16 protein-coding genes are annotated in these 18643 nt (G+C 31.0%); 10 read left to right on the forward strand and 6 right to left on the reverse strand.

What is annotated here, in order from left to right; genetic code table 11:
• Positions 1–547 precede the first annotated feature (547 nt).
• The 3 genes from CVD18_RS05065 to CVD18_RS05075 form a co-directional block, all read right to left on the reverse strand.
• Positions 548–1033, reverse strand: coding sequence for a hypothetical protein (locus CVD18_RS05065; RefSeq protein ID WP_103864414.1), 486 nt, complete (start codon positions 1031–1033; stop codon positions 548–550).
• A gap of 212 nt (positions 1034–1245) precedes the next feature.
• Complete coding sequence (locus tag CVD18_RS05070) at positions 1246–1467, reverse strand: hypothetical protein (RefSeq protein ID WP_103864361.1); 222 nt, start codon at positions 1465–1467, stop codon at positions 1246–1248.
• 57 nt (positions 1468–1524) lie between these two features.
• Complete coding sequence (locus tag CVD18_RS05075) at positions 1525–1773, reverse strand: hypothetical protein (protein WP_103864362.1); 249 nt, start codon at positions 1771–1773, stop codon at positions 1525–1527.
• A 171-nt stretch (positions 1774–1944) separates the two neighbouring features.
• Here CVD18_RS05075 and CVD18_RS05080 point away from each other — a divergent pair, with 171 nt between their 5' ends.
• The 5 genes from CVD18_RS05080 to CVD18_RS05100 all read left to right on the forward strand — a co-directional run bounded on the left by CVD18_RS05080 (position 1945) and on the right by CVD18_RS05100 (position 11035).
• A complete protein-coding gene (locus CVD18_RS05080) occupies positions 1945–3660 on the forward strand; it encodes an AraC family transcriptional regulator (protein WP_103864363.1) in 1716 nt (571 codons plus the stop codon).
• A gap of 360 nt (positions 3661–4020) precedes the next feature.
• A complete protein-coding gene (locus tag CVD18_RS05085) occupies positions 4021–5697 on the forward strand; it encodes a S8 family serine peptidase (protein ID WP_103864364.1) in 1677 nt (558 codons plus the stop codon).
• A 36-nt stretch (positions 5698–5733) separates the two neighbouring features.
• Positions 5734–7881: a prolyl oligopeptidase family serine peptidase gene (locus tag CVD18_RS05090; protein ID WP_158250394.1), complete on the forward strand. Its 2148-nt coding sequence runs from the start codon at positions 5734–5736 to the stop codon at positions 7879–7881.
• 273 nt (positions 7882–8154) lie between these two features.
• Positions 8155–9774 (forward strand): S8 family serine peptidase, encoded by a 1620-nt coding sequence (locus CVD18_RS05095; RefSeq protein WP_103864366.1) that lies wholly within the window; start codon positions 8155–8157, stop codon positions 9772–9774.
• Positions 9775–9778: 4 nt separating this feature from the next.
• A complete protein-coding gene (locus CVD18_RS05100; protein ID WP_146052706.1) occupies positions 9779–11035 on the forward strand; it encodes a hypothetical protein in 1257 nt (418 codons plus the stop codon).
• Between the two features lie 267 nt (positions 11036–11302).
• Here the strand turns inward: CVD18_RS05100 and CVD18_RS05105 are convergent, their stop codons facing one another.
• Both CVD18_RS05105 and CVD18_RS05110 read right to left on the reverse strand, forming a co-directional pair.
• On the reverse strand, positions 11303–12553 hold the full coding sequence (locus CVD18_RS05105; protein ID WP_103864368.1) for a site-specific integrase: 1251 nt from the start codon (positions 12551–12553) through the stop codon (positions 11303–11305).
• A gap of 1139 nt (positions 12554–13692) precedes the next feature.
• Positions 13693–14031 carry a hypothetical protein gene (locus CVD18_RS05110; protein ID WP_146052707.1) on the reverse strand — a complete coding sequence of 113 codons (339 nt, stop codon included), beginning with the start codon at positions 14029–14031 and terminating at the stop codon, positions 13693–13695.
• Positions 14032–14555: 524 nt separating this feature from the next.
• Between CVD18_RS05110 and CVD18_RS05115 the strand changes: the two genes are divergently transcribed.
• Positions 14556–14738, forward strand: a complete 183-nt coding sequence (locus CVD18_RS05115; RefSeq protein ID WP_103864370.1) for a hypothetical protein — start codon at positions 14556–14558, stop codon at positions 14736–14738.
• 16 nt (positions 14739–14754) lie between these two features.
• Here CVD18_RS05115 and CVD18_RS05120 read toward each other — a convergent pair whose 3' ends face one another.
• Positions 14755–15342 carry a riboflavin synthase gene (locus CVD18_RS05120; RefSeq protein WP_103864371.1) on the reverse strand — a complete coding sequence of 196 codons (588 nt, stop codon included), beginning with the start codon at positions 15340–15342 and terminating at the stop codon, positions 14755–14757.
• Between the two features lie 130 nt (positions 15343–15472).
• Between CVD18_RS05120 and pdxA the strand changes: the two genes are divergently transcribed.
• The 4 genes from pdxA to CVD18_RS05140 all read left to right on the forward strand — a co-directional run bounded on the left by pdxA (position 15473) and on the right by CVD18_RS05140 (position 18622).
• Positions 15473–16546, forward strand: a complete 1074-nt coding sequence (pdxA, locus tag CVD18_RS05125) for a 4-hydroxythreonine-4-phosphate dehydrogenase PdxA (protein ID WP_103864372.1) — start codon at positions 15473–15475, stop codon at positions 16544–16546.
• Between the two features lie 160 nt (positions 16547–16706).
• Positions 16707–17246, forward strand: a complete 540-nt coding sequence (locus CVD18_RS05130; RefSeq protein WP_103864373.1) for a DUF177 domain-containing protein — start codon at positions 16707–16709, stop codon at positions 17244–17246.
• A 10-nt stretch (positions 17247–17256) separates the two neighbouring features.
• Complete coding sequence (gene rpmF, locus CVD18_RS05135) at positions 17257–17454, forward strand: 50S ribosomal protein L32 (RefSeq protein ID WP_024768393.1); 198 nt, start codon at positions 17257–17259, stop codon at positions 17452–17454.
• A gap of 172 nt (positions 17455–17626) precedes the next feature.
• Positions 17627–18622 (forward strand): beta-ketoacyl-ACP synthase III, encoded by a 996-nt coding sequence (locus CVD18_RS05140; RefSeq protein WP_103864374.1) that lies wholly within the window; start codon positions 17627–17629, stop codon positions 18620–18622.
• Positions 18623–18643: the final 21 nt, after the last annotated feature.

An 18643-nucleotide genomic window follows, 5' to 3' on the forward strand; every position in this document is an offset into this window, starting at 1 on the left:
AATTTTGTTACCTCCTGATATTGTTAATTTTACGTTAAACATGTTTTTAGATTAAGTAATGAGAAACTTCAACATTCGGTGTTCGATATTCATTCCCAACTTGATCGGGAATCCATCACGACACAGTGAGAAAACTTCGATATTCATTTTTACTTTTACATTTTACATTTAGAATTTTGCAGTTTTACATTTATAGATGAGTATTGAGAAAACTTCGATATTCCTTTTTCACAATTCTCATTTCTCAACTGTTTATGTCCAATTTTGGGTCAACATGTCTCAAATTTGGGAGGTCTATATAATGTGATGGACCGATTTTACCTTCCGTTGGGTCTATTTGATGAAAATTTAGACTCAGGAGTCCCAATTTTGGGTCTATAAAGTCTAACGATGGGTGTCTATAGTCCAAAATTGGGTGGTTCTTCTCTAATTTTGAGACCTCAAAGTCTAATTTTGGGACTCTTGAGTCTAACGGAACGTCTTTTTGGTCCAACAGAGCGTCTTTTTTACCCAATCGCTGTTTTTTGATCAAAAATTGGGGCACCTACTACTCTTCTTCTTCTTCGGGGGTTGTTTTGGGAATACTCTTGGTACGATTAAAAAACTGTTTGAGTTCTGCTACTTTTTCTGTAAACCCTGCTTTGCCCGCTCCTTTGCTATATTGTGAGTATGAATAATCATTAAGCGCATCCTGATAGTTATCATAATCATGTAGGATTTTGGTACTCTCTAGGCGGTATGCCAAGCTCTCTAATCTACCCAACAGATTTTCTGCAAATACACGAGCTTGGTAGTCGGTTTCAAATTCTTGCCAGTCTACATCGGGAGAACTTAGCGAATCGCTATGCTGTCTGTAATCCCACACCTTATTTACAAATAATTTGTTGGTCTCATTAATAGCCTTATAGCTACTACGTTCTTTTTCTGTCAATGCCGCCAGTTTGCTTGTAAAAATGGCTTCTAATTGTCCTACCAGTGCCGTTGCCTGATCTCGCTCTTCCTGTGTCAACAGGTCTTGAATAATATCTCTCATATTGTGGTTTTTATAAATTAGTAGTGAGAATTGAGATTTTTTCACTTTTACATTTTCGATATTTAATAACAAAATTTGTTGTTCCAAAGACATTTGGAGTACGGTAATGAGTCTGTAGTAACCTATATGAATGGGTAAACTAACTAAAACTACAGACACTACCATTGTACTCCATGTCTTTGATAGTGATTACTACTATACAGTAGTGATGTTTATTGGGTGTTTTCTTTTATTCTTTCTTTAATCTTTTGCTGTACACTATCTAGGATATGATAGATTGTAATCACATTTTTATCTTTGATTTTTACTTTGGGGTTTACCACAGAGAGTACCTCATCTACAATTTTTTGTGGGGCTTTGGTACGTATGATGACTTTGTGGGCAACCAGCGCCTTTTCTTCTGGGGGTAATTGATTATAGGGTGTAACAAGCATAAGCAGGGAGTTTATGGTGGATTATTTTGGTGTGCGCTATTCTTGATACACTACCAATTATGGGGTATTGGGACTACACAAACCATTTTTTGGGGTAAGTAGTAAGATATTGCGTGCTTTATAGATCAATTGTACCGCATCATCACTAGAGGTACCCTTGGTATATAGCTTATTGATCCAATCATACAGTATCATCTCATAGGGAGCATGATGTACCAGGTTATACATAAATAAATCCATATTAAGGTGTAACATTTGTAAGACATCAGACATAAACTGATGTTTATTAAATTCTATAGACTCCATAGTTGGTTATTTTTTGTGGTGTCAAATATAGAAGGGAGGAATGCGTTATTACAAGGAGAGTATGTCGAGATTCATGAATTAAGACCTGAAAAAACTAATTTTCTTTAAAAAGTTTTTTGTGTGTGTAAAAAACTGTCTTTATTTATCATACAACTATTTTTTATAATTATTATGAATCAAGAAATCTTATATCTCATTTTAAAAAAAGTATTTTATATAGTAATCTTTTCATTCATTTTTGTTTACCCACAATCCATAGGAGCATTCCAGAATACATCGGAAATCTCGGAAACTAACAAATATGATTTACTTGCAGATAAATTTTATGAGAATCAATCAAACCCTTCCATTGGGATCTCTTATGCAAAGAAGTATCTCGATTTGGCTAAAAAAGAAAAAGACACTTTCAGAATAATGAGGGGATATTATTTTTTTTCTATTATTAATGAGATTGATTTGTCTTTAAAATACAGTGATAGTATTTTACAAATTACAAAAAATGAAGTGTATAATTCGAAAGATTACCCAGCATTCGCGTATTTGAGTAAAGCACTTATGCATTACAATAACGGGGATTTTAAAAATGCTTTAAATTATTTTATAAGAGTAAACGAAGAATCTGAGAAACATAAGAACACCTATCTTTTATTTACTAGCAAAAATAATATTGGTGCTTTAAAAAGCAGACTAAAAGAAAATGAAACTGCTCTTAAAATTTTTAAAGAGAGTTATGTTTTTTTTTCAAATAAAAAAGAAAGATATCCTACAGATTATTTAGAAACCCTTTTTGCATTATCTGATTCATATAGTAGAAATAAAAAACTTGATTCTGCCACTATAATGAACAGGTTAGGATATAAAGAGTCTCTTAATTTAAAGAATGAGTTTATGACTACTTATTTTGTTTTAAATGAGGGGGTTAATCAATATCATTCTGGTAAATATATGGTTGCTAAGGACAGTTTAAAAAAATCGATTAAGGAACTTGGGCATTATGAGGATTTAGCGAACTTATCAATTGCTCATTATTATTTAGGGAAAATATTATCCTCTCTAAATTTTAAAGATAAAGCGATTGAAGAGTTTATAAAAGTTGATAGTATAGTTCAGGAAATATCCGAAATAATGCCTGAAACAAGAGATAGTTATGAAATTTTGATAAATCACTTTAAAAAATTAAATGATAAAAATAAACAACTATTGTATATAGAGAGATTAATTAAGGCAGATAGTATTATAAATAGTAACTATAAATATTTAAGTAAAAATATTGTTCAAAATTATGATACTCCGAAATTAATATCTGACAAAGAAGAGATTATTAGATCTTTAGAATTTGAGAAAAAATCATCAATAAAAATAAATATTATTGCCTCAATTATATGTTTAACTTTAATTATATTTTTAGGTTTTAATTATAAAAAAAAGAGAATTTATAAAAAAAGATTTTTAAAACTATATCATGAAAATCAAAATATCCCTTCAATTCCTAATAACAACCCTGTAAAAAAAACCTCTTCAGATATTGGAATATCAAATATAGTTATTGATGAAATACTTGAAAAACTTAATACATTTGAAAAAAATAAAGGTTTTCTAAAATCCAAACTAACTATATCAAGTCTTGCTATAGATTTTAAAACAAATTCTAGGTATTTATCAAAAATAATTAATGTATATAAGAATAAAAGTTTTAATAATTATATCAATGATTTAAGGGTTAATTTTGTTGTAGAAAAGTTAAAAAAAGATCCGACATTTCGGAAGTATACGATTAAAGCGATTGGGCACGAAATCGGTTTTACTTCTACTGAGGTGTTTTCTAAATCTTTTTATAAAAGCACTGGGATTTATCCTTCTTTTTTTATAAAACAGCTAAATAAATAATTCTTTTATCGTAACTCCAAATTCATGAATGTATGGGTTGATTTTCATGAAAACCGATATCATCCAGTTGCATCTTGATCTTCTCTACTTTTATATTTACAACTAATAAATACAATTTTAGACAATACGACTATTGAAACTTAAGATATCATATTAGCAACTAATACAAGGTGGTTTAGTGTCTATAAAATAATTTTATTATTACCAAAGTATATTCATGAGAATTATACTTATATCTCTAGTATTTACTGTTATTTCATTTTTAAATTGTGAGAAGGCTATAAAAATAATAATCTTAAATATAAACTCTCTGAATGATTTATTTGGAGAGTTTTCATATGATTAATAACCAATATCGATATGCTATCTACTAATAAATTTTATCTATTGAGCCTAACCATTTATCTTTTATTAGTAGGTTGCTCTAAAGTCAAAGTTGTACACTACAGGCAACCTTCTATAATTATACTAGATTCAGTCTCTACACCAATAAGTGGGAAAGTGTTAAAAAACTGGTATCAAAAAGACATAATTAAAGATACTATTCCTGGGATAAGCTTGGAAAAAGTATATACAGAATTATCTTTTTCTGACTCTAAGAATATTATTATAGCAGTGATAGACACAGAGATAGACATTAATCATGAGGATTTAAAAGATCAAATCTGGATAAATAACAAAGAGATTCCTAACAATAATATTGATGATGACAGTAATGGCTATATAGATGATATAAATGGATGGAATTTTATAGGTGGAAAAAATGGAAATATTATATACTCTAACTATGAAGTGGTTAGAATCATAAGAGAATATCAGGATAAATTTGAAGGTAAGAAAGAAAATGAAATCACATCCTCAGATAAAGAAGATTTCAGTTTATATCAAAAAGCAAAAAATGTTTATGATGAACAGTTAAAGTTAGCTAAAGAAGATCAAGAACATGGAAATTTTTTGTTTGAAAATTATCCAAAATCTAAAGCATTACTAAAAACGTTTTTTCCATTAGAAAACTATAATCTAAGCCAAGTTGACAGCCTTTATAATGTTTATGAACATGATAAAGAATTAAAAAAATTAATTTATTTCATGTCAGACTTCTTAGAGTATGAACTATCAGAAGAATGGATTAACGACTACAAAAAACATGCAGATCTTAAAGTAAGTAAAACACTAAATTTAGATTTTAATGATCGAGAAATATTAGGTGATAACCCCAAAGATTTAAATGATGAAAATTATGGAAACGGAAATGTCTCTGGTAACTTAGATGAATTCTATCATGGAACTGTTGTTGCTGGGGTTATAGGTGCTACCAGAAATAATAATATTGGGATTGATGGTATTTCAAATAATTTAAAAATAATGTCATTAAACATTTCTTCTAACGGAGAAGAACATGATAAAGATATCTCATTAGCTATTAAATACGCAGTAGATAATGGTGCGAAAATAATAAATATGAGTCTTGCAAAGAATTTTTCACTCCATCAAGAATGGGTTCAAGAAGCAATTCACTATGCGTCTGAGAAAGATGTTTTAATAATTCACGCTGCTAGTAATGAGAATACTGATATAGATAAAACTCTAGTATATCCAAATGATATTGATAGCAAAGGAAATGAGTTTGTTGATAATTTTATCACTGTTGGTTCTATATCAAACAAATTGAGTAAAGATTTCCGTTCTTATTTTTCAAATTATGGAAAAACCAATGTTGATATTTTTGCTCCTGGAGATGAAATTTTCACTACAGAAATTAAAAATTCTTATGGGTTTCACTCTGGAACTTCAATGGCTACTGCTATAGTAACTGGTATCTCGAGTCTATTGCGATCTAACTACCCTGATTTATCAGCTTCTCAAATAAAAGAAATTCTTATGAAATCAGGAACTTTATATAATTTCAACGTTGAAATTAATCAAAAAGATGAATCGAAAAAAATAATCCCTTTTTCAGAACTCTCTAAATCTGGTAGTGTGGTCAACGCTTATAATGCATTATTAATGGCAGAACAGGTATCTGATAATAATTAAACCCGTGCTTATCAAATGAGAGGAAACAATCTTATAATGGGTCAAATACATAAGATTTTTTTTATTGTATTATGTATATGTCTTGTCAACTGTAAAAAGGCTCATAAACATACTGCTATAGATACCTATTTTGGACAGCAAATACACGATGATTATCATTACTTAGAAAATATAAATGATAGTACTGTTGTAGGATGGATAATGGATCAAAATACCAGAACTCAAAATGTGTTATATGGTATTTCAGGAAGAAAAAACTTAATAGTAAAACAAAATAATAATAATAAAAGGAATTATGTAATATCCAAATTACAGATTACTGATGATCACCAAATATTCTATTTAAAAAGGAATTCAATTGATAACGTTTCAAGACTATATTATCGAAAAAAAATAAACGATACAGAAGTTGAATTGTTTAATCCAATCTATTTTGATTCAGAATCCAAAAGCGAATATCAAATTAATTATTTTAAACCTAATTGGGATGGTAGCAAGATAGTAATAAGTATTATGAAAGATGGAGATGAATATTCACAAATGATTATTCTAGATGTAAAAACCAAAAACATACTCCCAGACAGGATCAGTAATTGTAAACCTACTATCGGAGGGGTTGAATGGTTACCTGACAACAATTCTTTTTATTACAGTCATTTTCCTAATGCCAACAAAAAAAATAAACAGACAAACCTCAATAGTAAAGCAGTTATATATACGCTAGGAACAAATTCTAACGATAAAAAAGAAGTGTTTTCAAAAGAACGCAACCCTGAGATCGCTATCAAACCAGAAGATTTTCCTATAATTGACTTTAGTGATCCAAAATCTCAATACGTGATTGGTAAGATAGGTGAATCAAGCCCTTATAGTAATAGCTATTACACTACTATAGATCAACTATACAAAAACAAACACACTTGGACTCCTTTATTTGAAAAAACACATAAAATCAAGAACTACAAAATAGTTGGAGATAATGTGTTTTTTATTACCGCCAGTGGTTCCCCTAATTTTAAGATATGTAAAACTAATATGCATACTAAAAATTTTGATACCCCCGAGGTACTTGTTGCTGAGAAAAATAATGAAATCATTAAATATTTTATAGCTACAAAAGAAGGTATATTTTTCACTACTGTTATTAATGGAGTACAAGCAAAATTATATCGATATTTTGATGGCAAGCAAACTGAAATATCCTTACCTAAACCAGCAGCAGATATAAAATTATACACCCATGGTACTAAAGTAATAATTGCTGCAAAGGGGTGGTTAAACAAGACGAAGCGCTATGTATATCGACATGAGACAGAATCACTTGCGCCGTATAATTTATTTCCTGATCAACAAATTGATACGTTTGACGATCTTATGGTAGAGGAACTAATTGTACGGTCAAAAGATGGAGTAGAAATTCCTTTATCTCTGGTATACAAAAAAGGAACTAAATTAGAAGGGAACACTCCTGTTTTAATGAGAGCTTATGGTGCGTATGGAGTTTCTATGGTACCAAATTCATATTATCCGTTTTTGTTATACGCAAGAGAAGGAGGTATTTATGCAGTAGCTCATGTACGTGGAGGAGGCGAAAAAGGAGATAGCTGGTACAAAGGAGGGCATAAAGCTACTAAACCAAACTCGTGGAAAGATTTTATTGCCTGTACAGAATATCTAATTGCTAATAAATACACCTCAAAAGGTAAAATAGCTATTTGGAGTGGTAGTGCTGGGGGGATAGTTATTGGTCGTGCTATTACTGAAAGGCCCGATTTATACAATGCTGCAATTATAGACCGTGGAATGCTTAATACAATACGCTTAGAAAATGGCATCAATGGTGCAAATAGTGCTAAAGAATTTGGATCGGTCAAAGATTCAATAGGGTTTAAAGCGCTATTAGAAATGGATTCGTATCACCATATTAAAGATAATACAAACTATCCAGCTACATTAATAACAACTGGAATGAATGATACACGAGTACCATCGTGGCAATCTATGAAGTTCGCCGCCAGACTTCAAAAAGCAAATATTTCTGATAATCCTATTTTATTAAAAACAGAGTTTAATTCTGGGCATGGATTGCAGTTTACAAAAAACAAAGAATTTGAAACGATGGCAACTGCACTGTCTTTTGCACTATGGCAAACAGGGCATCCTGAGTATCAACCTAAAGAATAATATAAGATAGTCAACGCTTATAGTACATTATTTATGATAGAATAGTTTTTTAAAAAACAGAAACAAATAAGATAATTATTGGTTTTATAATTTTAATCAGACAATATCATATATTGTCTAATGGGTGTGTTTCAGAAAAGAACCTTTTTAAAAGTGTCACTGATATTTTATCTATAATATTTTAAGAAACGTGACACCTAGATCAAGCCATGAAATAAATGTACTTATAAGTAAAACTCACTGTTTTGTTTACATAAAAATTGTTATCAGTCTATGAAAAACGTATTCCTCTTTTTATTCTTTTGCAGCTCCTTCTTGGGGTATACTCAGGAAATCAAAAAGCAACTTCTCACTAAAAAAGAGCTTAAAAATTGGTATCATAAAGATCTTACCAGTGATACAATCCCTGGGATAAGCTTGGATAGAATGTATGCTCAACTCTTACATAATAAAACTGGTGAAGAGGTAATTGTAGCTGTTATTGATACCAAACTTGATATCCATCATGAAGATATTAAACAACAGATATGGGTTAATACTGATGAAATCCCTGATAACAATATTGATGATGATAAAAATGGATATATCGATGATGTTAATGGTTGGGATTTTTTAAGTAACCCCAATGGGAAACATGTTAAATATCAACATATTGAAGCGGTGCGGGTTGTTAGAAAATACAACTCTATGTTTGAAGGGAAATCCTTAGAAACCATTTCTAGTGATCAAAAAAAAGCTTTTGTCTTATTTGGTAAAGCTAAAGAAGCCATGCAATCGTATATCAAAGAGGAAAAAGATTTTATAACCTATGCCAATGATTGGTTAGGTAGCTATCCAAACGCAAAGAAAAGCCTAAAAACAATATTTCCAAAAGAAGATTATAACGTATCACAATTAGATAGTGTAATAAACAATACAAGGAAAGATAGCTTGACACAATCTTATCTAACGATGATAAAAACAGCTATTGAACGTGACTTAACCCCAGAAATTTTTAAAAAATACAGAGATCAAACAGAAGAACAGTTAAAAACAATGCTAAACATAGATTTTAATGAACGAGAAATTATAGGGGATAATCCAGAGGACATTTCTGATATAGCTTATGGTAATAATCAAGTATTTGGCGATGTCCCTTTTCAGCATTCAATAGCCGTAACAGGTGTTTTAGCAGCAACTCGAAATAACAATGTAGGAATTAATGGTGTTTGCAATACTATAAAAATTATGCCTGTAGTTATGGTTGCCTCTGGTGATGAGTTTGACAAAGATATAGCAGTAGCCATTAGATATGCTGTAGATAATGGAGCTAAGATAATTAACATGAGTTGGGGTAAAGGCTTTTCACTTCATCAGGATTGGGTACAGGATGCTATACGATATGCGGCCAAAAAAGATGTAATCCTTATCCATGCAGCAGGTAATGATGCTACAAATATTGATATAAATGACCATTACCCAAAGGATCATATAAATAATAAAGAGATTGTAGATAATTATATAGTAGTTGGTGCCAGTAGTTATACCTTGGACAAAAAAATACTTGCCAATTTTTCTAATTATGGAAAAAAGAATGTTGATGTTTTTGCACCTGGTAATAAAATGTATACTACCGATATTAATAATACATATGATTTCTCTAGGGGGACTTCAATTTCGACTCCAATCGTTTCTGGTATCGCTGCTTTAATAAGATCTTATTATCCAGATCTAAAAGCTGCAGAGGTAAAACAAATCCTAATGGATTCTGGTACTTCTTATGACATTGATGTAGAAATCAAACGAAAAGATGGTAATAAAAGTTTAGTTCCCTTCTCAGAACTATCAAAATCTGGGAAAGTGGTAAATGCTTATAATGCATTGTTAATGGCAGAACAGATGTCTAAAAAGTAGAGATATGATTACAGAAAATAAGATTGTACTTCGATTTTTGTTCCTGTTTTTTGGATTGTTAATGTTTCCGTTTCCATTAAATGTTATCCCTAAACTAGAATTTATCCAAAACTTTCTCTCTGATGGATATCATATAATTATCCCATGGATTGGTAAGCATATCTTACAGCTAAACTATGAGATTACCGTCTTTACCAATGGTAGTGGAGATACTACTTATGATTATGTATTAGTGTTGTTCTTTGTAGTATTAGCAATAATCGCTACTATCGTTTGGTCTATTTTTGATAGAAATGAAAGAAGTTATGAGAAACTTAATTATTGGTTTTTGGTACTATTGCGATACTATGTAGGCTATATAATGCTTTCTTATGGTATGGCTAAGGTAATTCCTTTACAGTTTAGAGAGCCTTCCTTTTTTAGGCTGTTAGAACCTTACGGAGATTCTTCTCCCATGGGGTTAGTATGGACTTTTATTGGGGCATCAAAAGCGTATACCATATTTAGTGGACTAGCAGAGGTAGTTGGAGGAATATTATTATTTCATAGAAAAACAGTGGTGCTAGGTGGGATGATATTGATACCTGTATTAGCTAATGTAGTTTTGATTAATTTCTGTTATGATGTTCCTGTAAAATTATACTCATCAGAGCTATTTCTAATGATGCTAATTGTTATGGCTCCTCACTCTCAAAGATTACTAAATGTTATTCTATTTAATAAACCTACAAAAGCTATTGAATACAAAGAACAATTCGTAATTAAAAAACGGCTACGAATAAAAAATACGGTAAAATGGATTGTTGTAGCTTTTTTCCTTTATTCTAATATTGGGGATTCAATAGAATCTAGTAAAAAATATGGCCCTAGTGCTCCTAAGCCTGCTTTGTATGGGTTGTATGAGATTACCGATTTTAAAATAAACTCTAAAGAAGTCATGCCCGTTGTTACAGATACAATAAGGTGGCGATACATATCTATAGAGCGCCTAAAATCTATCCAATTATATAAGACAGATATGTCTACTGTAAGGTATATATCTAAAATCGATACTATCTCTAAAAAAATAGAATTAACACACAGCAAAGATTCTACAAAAATATTTACCTTAAATTATAGTAAAACCGATTCTACAATGGCTATCAAAGGAATTATTGCAATGGATACTATTGACTGTAAGACAAAACGATTAGACAAAAAAGATTTTCTTCTTACTAGTAGAGGTTTTAACTGGATTAATGAATATCCTTTTAATCGATAAACAGGAACCTGTATAGCTATCCCATGTCCAATCAATAGGTGATATTTATTTTGGTAGAGAATTTAATGGAATTTTTTATTATTTGAAGCTTAAAAAATAACAAGTACTTTTTAAACTTCCTGTTTTGGTAAAAACATTTTTCTTAACTAAATCTGCTACATCCCTTGTTGTTGTTGAAGAGGAGGTTTTGGCAATTTGGATTGTACTTACAATTCCATTTTTTATATGCCTGAGCCATAAAGCTATCATTTGTGATCAAAAAAAATCTTAATCAAAATCCATCAATCCTTCTGCAAACTCCTTTTTGGTTTCATCATCAAAACCTGCAAAATATGCTTGAGTAGTAGCCATGTTTTTATGCCCTAAACTTTCTTGCATAAATTCTAGTGAAACTCCTTTTTGCACTGATAATGTCGCAAAACTATGCCTTGCCCAATAGGTTGATATTTCTTCTGGCAAATCATTTGCTTTGCAAAGTTTTTTAAGATGTTGATTGATGTATCGAGTAAAGTTCTTGATTTTTACTTGTTGTTGTTCGGGTGTTTCATCGCCTTTTAAGATAGGAAATATGTATTTTTCAGGAAGTTTCTCAGGATTACTATATCTATTTATAATCTTATTACTATAATCGTTTAGATAAACTGTTATAGGTTTTAAATCTGTTTTTGATGTAAATAAAGTTTTAGCTCTATAGAATACTATTTTGTTGTTGGTTATATTTTTGTATTTCAATTGCGCAATATCCTTAATATTCATGCCATTACAATTGTATGAAAAAAACCAAAAATCTTTTGCTTTTTCTTGTTCTTCGTTTTGAGATACGGCAAGAAAAAGTTTTTTCATTTGCTCCTTACTAAGTGCTTTCTTGACTTTTTTTGAAGTTGGGATTTGATATTTTCGTTTTCCAAAGGGATAGAATTCTTTCTCTATTTCTCCTTCTTCTATAGCCTTATTAAATATTGCACGCAATGGTCTGAGATAAATTCCTACAGTAGTTATTGATCGTCCAGAATTTGTCATAAAGTGCTCAAAATCTAATAACCAATTTTTATTAATATCTAATAAGGTAAGATTACTGTAATTTTTATTTCCTTCTTCAACGAATTTTTTCAATGCTTTTTCACTGCAATTGTAAGAATCGGCAGTAGATATTCTATTTTGTTTCTTATAATCTGCAATTCGTTCTTTGTAATGATATGGCACTTTTATACCATCTCCTTTTTTTCTAAAAAGTTTTTTTTCAAATTGTGTAAAAGCAAATGGGATAATTTTATCAGCAATTTCATTGGCTTTATTCTCTATAGCCTGTAATTTTAAACGAATATCTTTATATTCTTTTCTAGGTTTATTAGTCTCCCAAATACTTTCAAATTCCTTTTTGGTAAAATCAAATTTGGTAGGGTATAGTTTTTGTTTTCTGGGATTAGACACAAAAACCCGTAATCTTACTGGAAATTTACCATTAGATTTGGTTCTTCTCTTATCGAGATATATAGATATAGAATAGTCCTGATTCATAATTTATGTGCATATAATGTGCATACGATTTGCATACAAAACCACAAAATGTGCATACAGAATAATATACTTAAACAAGCCTTTTTTTGTGTAATCTCTTTATTTACAATGCTTACCAAAGGAAAGTAAAAAATATCAAAATCACAAAAAACTGACTCATAATCAGGGGGTCCTTGGTTCGAGCCCAAGTGGGACCACCTAGTAAAACTAAGCCTTACAGAGATGTAAGGCTTTTTTGTTTTCTAATACATACATTGAATATAAGAGAGCAGATGAATAAACTTACGTGGTATTGATATTATGGCATGAATAAGAAATATTAATATAAGCCCTCTCGCAAGAGTTTTTTATAATTAGTTACATTTTTGCAGACATTCTGCCAAGTTCCCAACCGATATAGAATAATCCCATAGTTATTGCTAGCATAAGGGTTACGAAATCTAAATGACTTAACTTGTTTATTAATTTAGATAAGCGGCCTAAAAAATTGATTTTTGTTTTCATAAGGATATACTGTGAATTTTAGATGTTTTAAATAAAGTATTTATAAATAGTAAAACGATAATTAATAGAATTATATGGCTCAAGAAAAAATATAACCAATACCATATCCTATACAATAGGATAGTAATAATGATGATAGTAGTATCCAGGCTATAAAATCTACCTTTTTGATTTCATTGTTTTTTTTCATTTTATGTGCATTAAGTATTTGTAATCAATGAATTATTTGTCAATAATACAACAGGATTGTCCCGTTTTTTGAAACTGACACATTTTTTCTAAAAAAAATCTCATATGACCCAAATTTAGACCCGAGGGTCTCAAAATTAGGGTAATCATATGATGTATTCGACCTATTTTACCTTCTGATGAGGTATTTTAATGAAAATTTAGACATTGATGTCCCATTTTTGGGACTATATAGTCTAATGATAGGTGGTTGTAGTCCAAAATTGGGTAGTTGTTCTCTAAATTTGGGACGTGTAAGTCTAATTTTGAGACCTCAGAGTCTAACGGAGCGTCTTTTTGATCCATCAGAGGGTCTTTTTTTTATTTGAGTAAAATCAGAATGCGACTCTTTTCGATTTCTGTTTTTACAACTATTATTTGTTAGAAAAAGAATATCTGTAAAAAGGTTACACCAATCTAATATCCTCTTTAAATAAGCTGTGAATATATTCGGCATGAATATTTACTTGTTCAGCACCTTCTAGGCAATGAAACAATAAATGGATAAGGCCATAATCTCCAAACGTATCTCTGTATTCATGACGTTCTTTGTTCTTGATCCAATAGATAAAAGAACATAAGTGGCCAATCTCTCCCAATTTTTGGGCATTGCTTAAGCATTTTTTAAACTCCTCTAGAGGCATGCAAGCATATTCATTGTATTTTCTTTTACAAAAATTGTAGTCAAACGTATGTTTATACGATTGTAATTTTCGATTCTGTATTTCATAGCTTATACCACTCATAACATTTGTATTAAGTAGTTATAATATCAATTAGGGTCTGTCGCTGCTTTCACAAAATATATGCCAAATCAACAAAAAACATAATCCAATTTCTGGTAAATAAAAGGAAAATGATTTATGGAATAATTCCACCACAAAAATACAAAATTAGGAATAATTCCAGTGTATCTAAATTGTTTTTATAATGTTATTTTTTTAAACCCTCTTTGTGTAAGAGATTTTCTACGGCATAAAGTAGGTTAAACAGCATAATACATAACTCTATTAGAAGCAATGTATTTTATGAGTCTACTTATTTTTAGTAGTGAGTAATTTGGTGATCTCTTTGACTTAATATGAAGCTTAGAGATGTTTTGATTGCACATGCAGTTGTTAGTTAGCAGGTTAAGTGTTTATTTCATTTGTTTTCTGTTAATAAAACCTGATAAGTATATTTTAGAAAAAGAAAGGTGTGTTGTACATTTGTTTTTGAATTTGATACAGTATGGTATGTTTTTTGGGGAGAGAACAACCATAATGAATAAATGGGAAAATTAATCAAATCTAGAATTATGCAGTATAAAGTAATTGATACAAGAAGTCAGTTTTTTGGCAGAGTATTGGATTTCGAATCCTGCTCAACAATGGGAAATTTAGGAGGAGTTCTTTTAAAAATTGAAAGAAACAGAGTTTCGCTTTTTAAATTTAATGAAGTAGAATTAGTGTAATCACGGTTCTACTTTTCTATCTTAATTCAGTAATCCGCTTTACATACTTACCAATAACATCAAACTCTAGATTGACAATTGTATCTGTCCTGAAGGTGTTAAAGTTTGTGTGCTCATACGTAAAAGGAATAATAGCTACACTAAATTCATTTTTCTTAGAGTCTACTACAGTAAGACTGACTCCATTTACAGTAACAGAACCTTTTTCTATAGTGATATTGTGTAGTTCAGGGTCATATTTAAATGTAAAATACCAACTTCCTTGAGCCTCTTTGACAGCAGTACATATTGCGGTTTGATCTACATGCCCCTGTACAATATGTCCATCAAGGCGATCCCCTAATTTCATCCCACGCTCTAGGTTTACGATACTACCTATTGCCAATGTGTCTAGATTGGTTTTATCCAAAGTCTCTTTGATCGCTGTTACAGTATATTGATCATTATTGATGGCTACTACAGTAAGACATACACCATTATGCGAAATACTCTGATCAATTTTTAGTTCTGAAGTAAAATTAGTACGTACTGTAATGTTTAAATTCTCTTTATCAGTCTCTAGGTTAGTAACCGTTCCTAATTCTTCAATGATTCCTGTGAACATAAATGCAAATTATTTAATTAAATTTGTGACCTTGTGGCCTTGTACCAATTTAATTATATATCATTAGAAAATTAAATAGGTATTAGTCCTGATACTAGAGGTCAAAAATACAGATAAAGTAGTTTATATAATGAAGAAAGAAGAAAAAATAAGATTAGGAATTTCTATAGGAGATCTTAACGGAATAGGAAGTGAAGTAGTGCTAAAAACTTTTGAAGATTCACGGATGCTTGATTTTTGTACCCCTGTAATATTTGCCTCAGTAAAAAACCTTTCTTTCTTGAAAAAACATTATAAAAGCCAAGTAAACCTTCATGGAGTAGATAAAACTTCTCAGATTTTAGATGGTAAGATTAATGTGCTTAATGTGTGGAAAGAAGGAGTAAATATTAATTTTGGTAAAGAAGATCAGAAGATAGGAGAGTATGCAATCAAATCCCTTGTTGCAGCAACCAAAGCGTTAAAAGAAAATGAAATAGATATATTAGTTACTGCTCCTATTAATAAACGTAGCATACAATCAGATGAATTTAAATTCCCAGGACATACCGATTATCTAGATCAGGAACTAGAAGGAAATAGCCTGATGTTTATGATTACAGATGAATTAAAGGTAGGATTACTTACAGATCATGTAGCGATCAAAGATATAACAACAACGATCACACCAGAATTGATACATCAAAAAATAAATACGATTCATCAAGCGCTCAAGCAAGATTTTGGTATCTCTAAACCCAAAATAGCAGTATTAGGTATTAATCCACATAGTGGAGATAACGGAGTTATAGGTAAGGAGGATGAAGAAATATTAAAACCAACAATTCAAGAAATTAATGAATCTGGCAAATTGGTATATGGGCCTTATGCAGCAGACAGTTTTTTTGGTTCTGACAACTATAAGGTTTTTGATGCAATTGTAGCCTCATATCATGATCAAGGATTAATACCTTTTAAAACTTTATCCTTTGGTAAAGGCGTAAATTATACAGCAGGATTAGATAAAATACGTACCTCTCCAGATCATGGAACAGCTTTTGAAATTGCTGGAAAAAACAAAGCAGATAATAGTTCTTTTAAAGAAGCCGTGTTTACAGCACTAAAAATTTTTAAAAGAAGAGAAGAATATCATGAATTAACCAAGAACCCGCTCAAAAAGCAAGCTCGAAAACTCCAAAAGAAGTCATTTGAGGAAAAAAAATAAGACATTTGACAAAATTTGACAGTAAAAACTTTACACCTTATATTTATGAATCACTAACGAACTGATATAATTTTGTTTACAAAAATACTTTCATAACGAATTTTTATTATCTTTGCACCCGCCTTTATCGAATTGATAGGCGCCTGAAACTGATGATGAAATGAAACAACTAAAAGAGTATACTATTCCTTTTGTTGGGCTGAAGCAAGAATTACACCAGTTTGAGTATCAAATTGAGAATACGTTCTTTGAACATTTTGAGTATGATGAATTTAATGCATCGGCAGTAAAAGTTGATTTGGAGTTTAACAAGAAAACAACAATGTTAGAACTTGAGTTTAAAGCAACAGGAACTGTAAATGTAAATTGTGATCTTACTAATGAGCCTTTTGACCTGCCAATTGAAAACGATTTGTTTTTGGTAGTAAAGTTTGGAGATGAATATAATAATGAAAACGAAGAACTTCTTATTCTTTCGCATGGAGAATATGAAGTAAACGTACAGCAATATATTTATGAACTGATTGTTCTGGCAATGCCATCCAAAAGAGTTCATCCAGGTGTAGAGAATGGTACATTAGAATCTGAGATACTCGAAAAATTAGAAGAATTAAGTCCGAAGGAAAAAACAAAAACAAGTGACGATGAGGAGACAGATCCTCGTTGGGATAAATTAAAAAACTTATTAAACGATAAATAATAGCTAAGCAATGGCACATCCTAAGAGAAAAATATCGAAAACCAGAAGAGATAAGAGAAGAACGCATTATAAAGCTTCTGTACCACAAATAGCTACTGATCCTACTACAGGAGAAGCGCATTTGTATCATAGAGCCCACTGGCACGAAGGTAAACTATACTATCGTGGTCAAATCGTTATTGATAATACTGAAGAAGAAGTAGCATAACGATATAGATAAAATTATAAAAGAGCTCTCGCATTTGTGAGAGTTTTTTTGTTTTTAGTTGAATATGTGTCAAAATCCACTTATTTTGCGCCATGTTTGTGTATAATTTAGTAATTTCAACGAATTTTTAAGCGCTATTTTGTGCTGTAGTTCGTGAAACTAAAACTAAGATATGAGTAAAATCACAGCCGCTATTACAGCTGTAGGCGCTTATGTGCCAGACTATGTGTTGACTAATGATATATTAGCTACGATGGTCGAAACCAATGACGAATGGATAACCAGTCGTACAGGTATCAAAGAACGTAGAATACTAAAAGATAAAGACAAAGGGACTTCTTTTTTAGGTATTAAAGCGGCAGAAGATTTGATTGCCAAAAGAAATCTCGATCCAAAAGAGATAGATATGGTTATCTTTGCTACTGCCACCCCTGATCTTCCTGTTGCAGCAACAGCAGCATATACAGCCTCAAAAATAGGAGCTGTTAATGCTTTTTCTTATGATTTACAAGCAGCCTGTTCCAGTTTTTTATATGGGATGTCTACTGCTGCCAGTTACATAGAATCAGGAAGGTATAAAAAAGTATTAGTAATAGGAGCAGATAAAATGTCTTCTATTATTGATTATACCGATCGTACGACCTGTATTATTTTTGGTGACGGAGGAGGTGCAGTTCTTTTTGAACCCAATGAAGAAGGTTTGGGATTACAAGATGAGTATCTACGAAGCGATGGTATAGGAAGAGAGTTCCTCAAAATCGAAGCAGGAGGATCACTACTTCCCCCTACAGAAGAAACTGTAGCCAATAGGCAACATTTTGTTCAACAAGACGGAAAAACTGTATTTAAATATGCAGTTTCTAACATGGCAGACGCCAGTAGTAAGATCTTAGAACGTAATAATCTAACAGGACAGGATGTAAACTGGCTTGTAGCTCATCAGGCAAATAAACGTATTATTGATGCTACAGCCAAAAGAATGGAACTTGATGAAAAAAAGGTTCTTATGAATATCCAGCGATATGGTAACACCACATCTGCTACCTTACCGCTATTGTTGCATGATTACGAAAAGCAACTTAAAAAAGGAGATAATATAGTATTTGCCTCATTCGGAGGAGGCTTTACTTGGGGATCTATTTTTCTAAAATGGGCCTATAACGCCTAAACAACTAAAAAAACACAATAC

Origin of the sequence: Aquimarina sp. I32.4 (assembly GCF_002924285.1) — a bacterium.
Taxonomy (GTDB): domain Bacteria; phylum Bacteroidota; class Bacteroidia; order Flavobacteriales; family Flavobacteriaceae; genus Aquimarina.

What these genes read in the sequence shown, in the direction of transcription:
- CVD18_RS05065 (WP_103864414.1), bottom strand. Translation starts at nt 1,033, where the DNA reads ATGAGAGATATTATTCAAGACCTGTTGACACAGGAAGAGCGAGATCAG.
- CVD18_RS05070 (WP_103864361.1), bottom strand. Translation starts at nt 1,467, where the DNA reads ATGCTTGTTACACCCTATAATCAATTACCCCCAGAAGAAAAGGCGCTG.
- CVD18_RS05075 (WP_103864362.1), bottom strand. Translation starts at nt 1,773, where the DNA reads ATGGAGTCTATAGAATTTAATAAACATCAGTTTATGTCTGATGTCTTA.
- CVD18_RS05080 (WP_103864363.1), top strand. Translation starts at nt 1,945, where the DNA reads ATGAATCAAGAAATCTTATATCTCATTTTAAAAAAAGTATTTTATATA.
- CVD18_RS05085 (WP_103864364.1), top strand. Translation starts at nt 4,021, where the DNA reads ATGCTATCTACTAATAAATTTTATCTATTGAGCCTAACCATTTATCTT.
- CVD18_RS05090 (WP_158250394.1), top strand. Translation starts at nt 5,734, where the DNA reads ATGGGTCAAATACATAAGATTTTTTTTATTGTATTATGTATATGTCTT.
- CVD18_RS05095 (WP_103864366.1), top strand. Translation starts at nt 8,155, where the DNA reads ATGAAAAACGTATTCCTCTTTTTATTCTTTTGCAGCTCCTTCTTGGGG.
- CVD18_RS05100 (WP_146052706.1), top strand. Translation starts at nt 9,779, where the DNA reads ATGATTACAGAAAATAAGATTGTACTTCGATTTTTGTTCCTGTTTTTT.
- CVD18_RS05105 (WP_103864368.1), bottom strand. Translation starts at nt 12,553, where the DNA reads ATGAATCAGGACTATTCTATATCTATATATCTCGATAAGAGAAGAACC.
- CVD18_RS05110 (WP_146052707.1), bottom strand. Translation starts at nt 14,031, where the DNA reads ATGAGTGGTATAAGCTATGAAATACAGAATCGAAAATTACAATCGTAT.
- CVD18_RS05115 (WP_103864370.1), top strand. Translation starts at nt 14,556, where the DNA reads ATGGGAAAATTAATCAAATCTAGAATTATGCAGTATAAAGTAATTGAT.
- CVD18_RS05120 (WP_103864371.1), bottom strand. Translation starts at nt 15,342, where the DNA reads ATGTTCACAGGAATCATTGAAGAATTAGGAACGGTTACTAACCTAGAG.
- pdxA (WP_103864372.1), top strand. Translation starts at nt 15,473, where the DNA reads ATGAAGAAAGAAGAAAAAATAAGATTAGGAATTTCTATAGGAGATCTT.
- CVD18_RS05130 (WP_103864373.1), top strand. Translation starts at nt 16,707, where the DNA reads ATGAAACAACTAAAAGAGTATACTATTCCTTTTGTTGGGCTGAAGCAA.
- rpmF (WP_024768393.1), top strand. Translation starts at nt 17,257, where the DNA reads ATGGCACATCCTAAGAGAAAAATATCGAAAACCAGAAGAGATAAGAGA.
- CVD18_RS05140 (WP_103864374.1), top strand. Translation starts at nt 17,627, where the DNA reads ATGAGTAAAATCACAGCCGCTATTACAGCTGTAGGCGCTTATGTGCCA.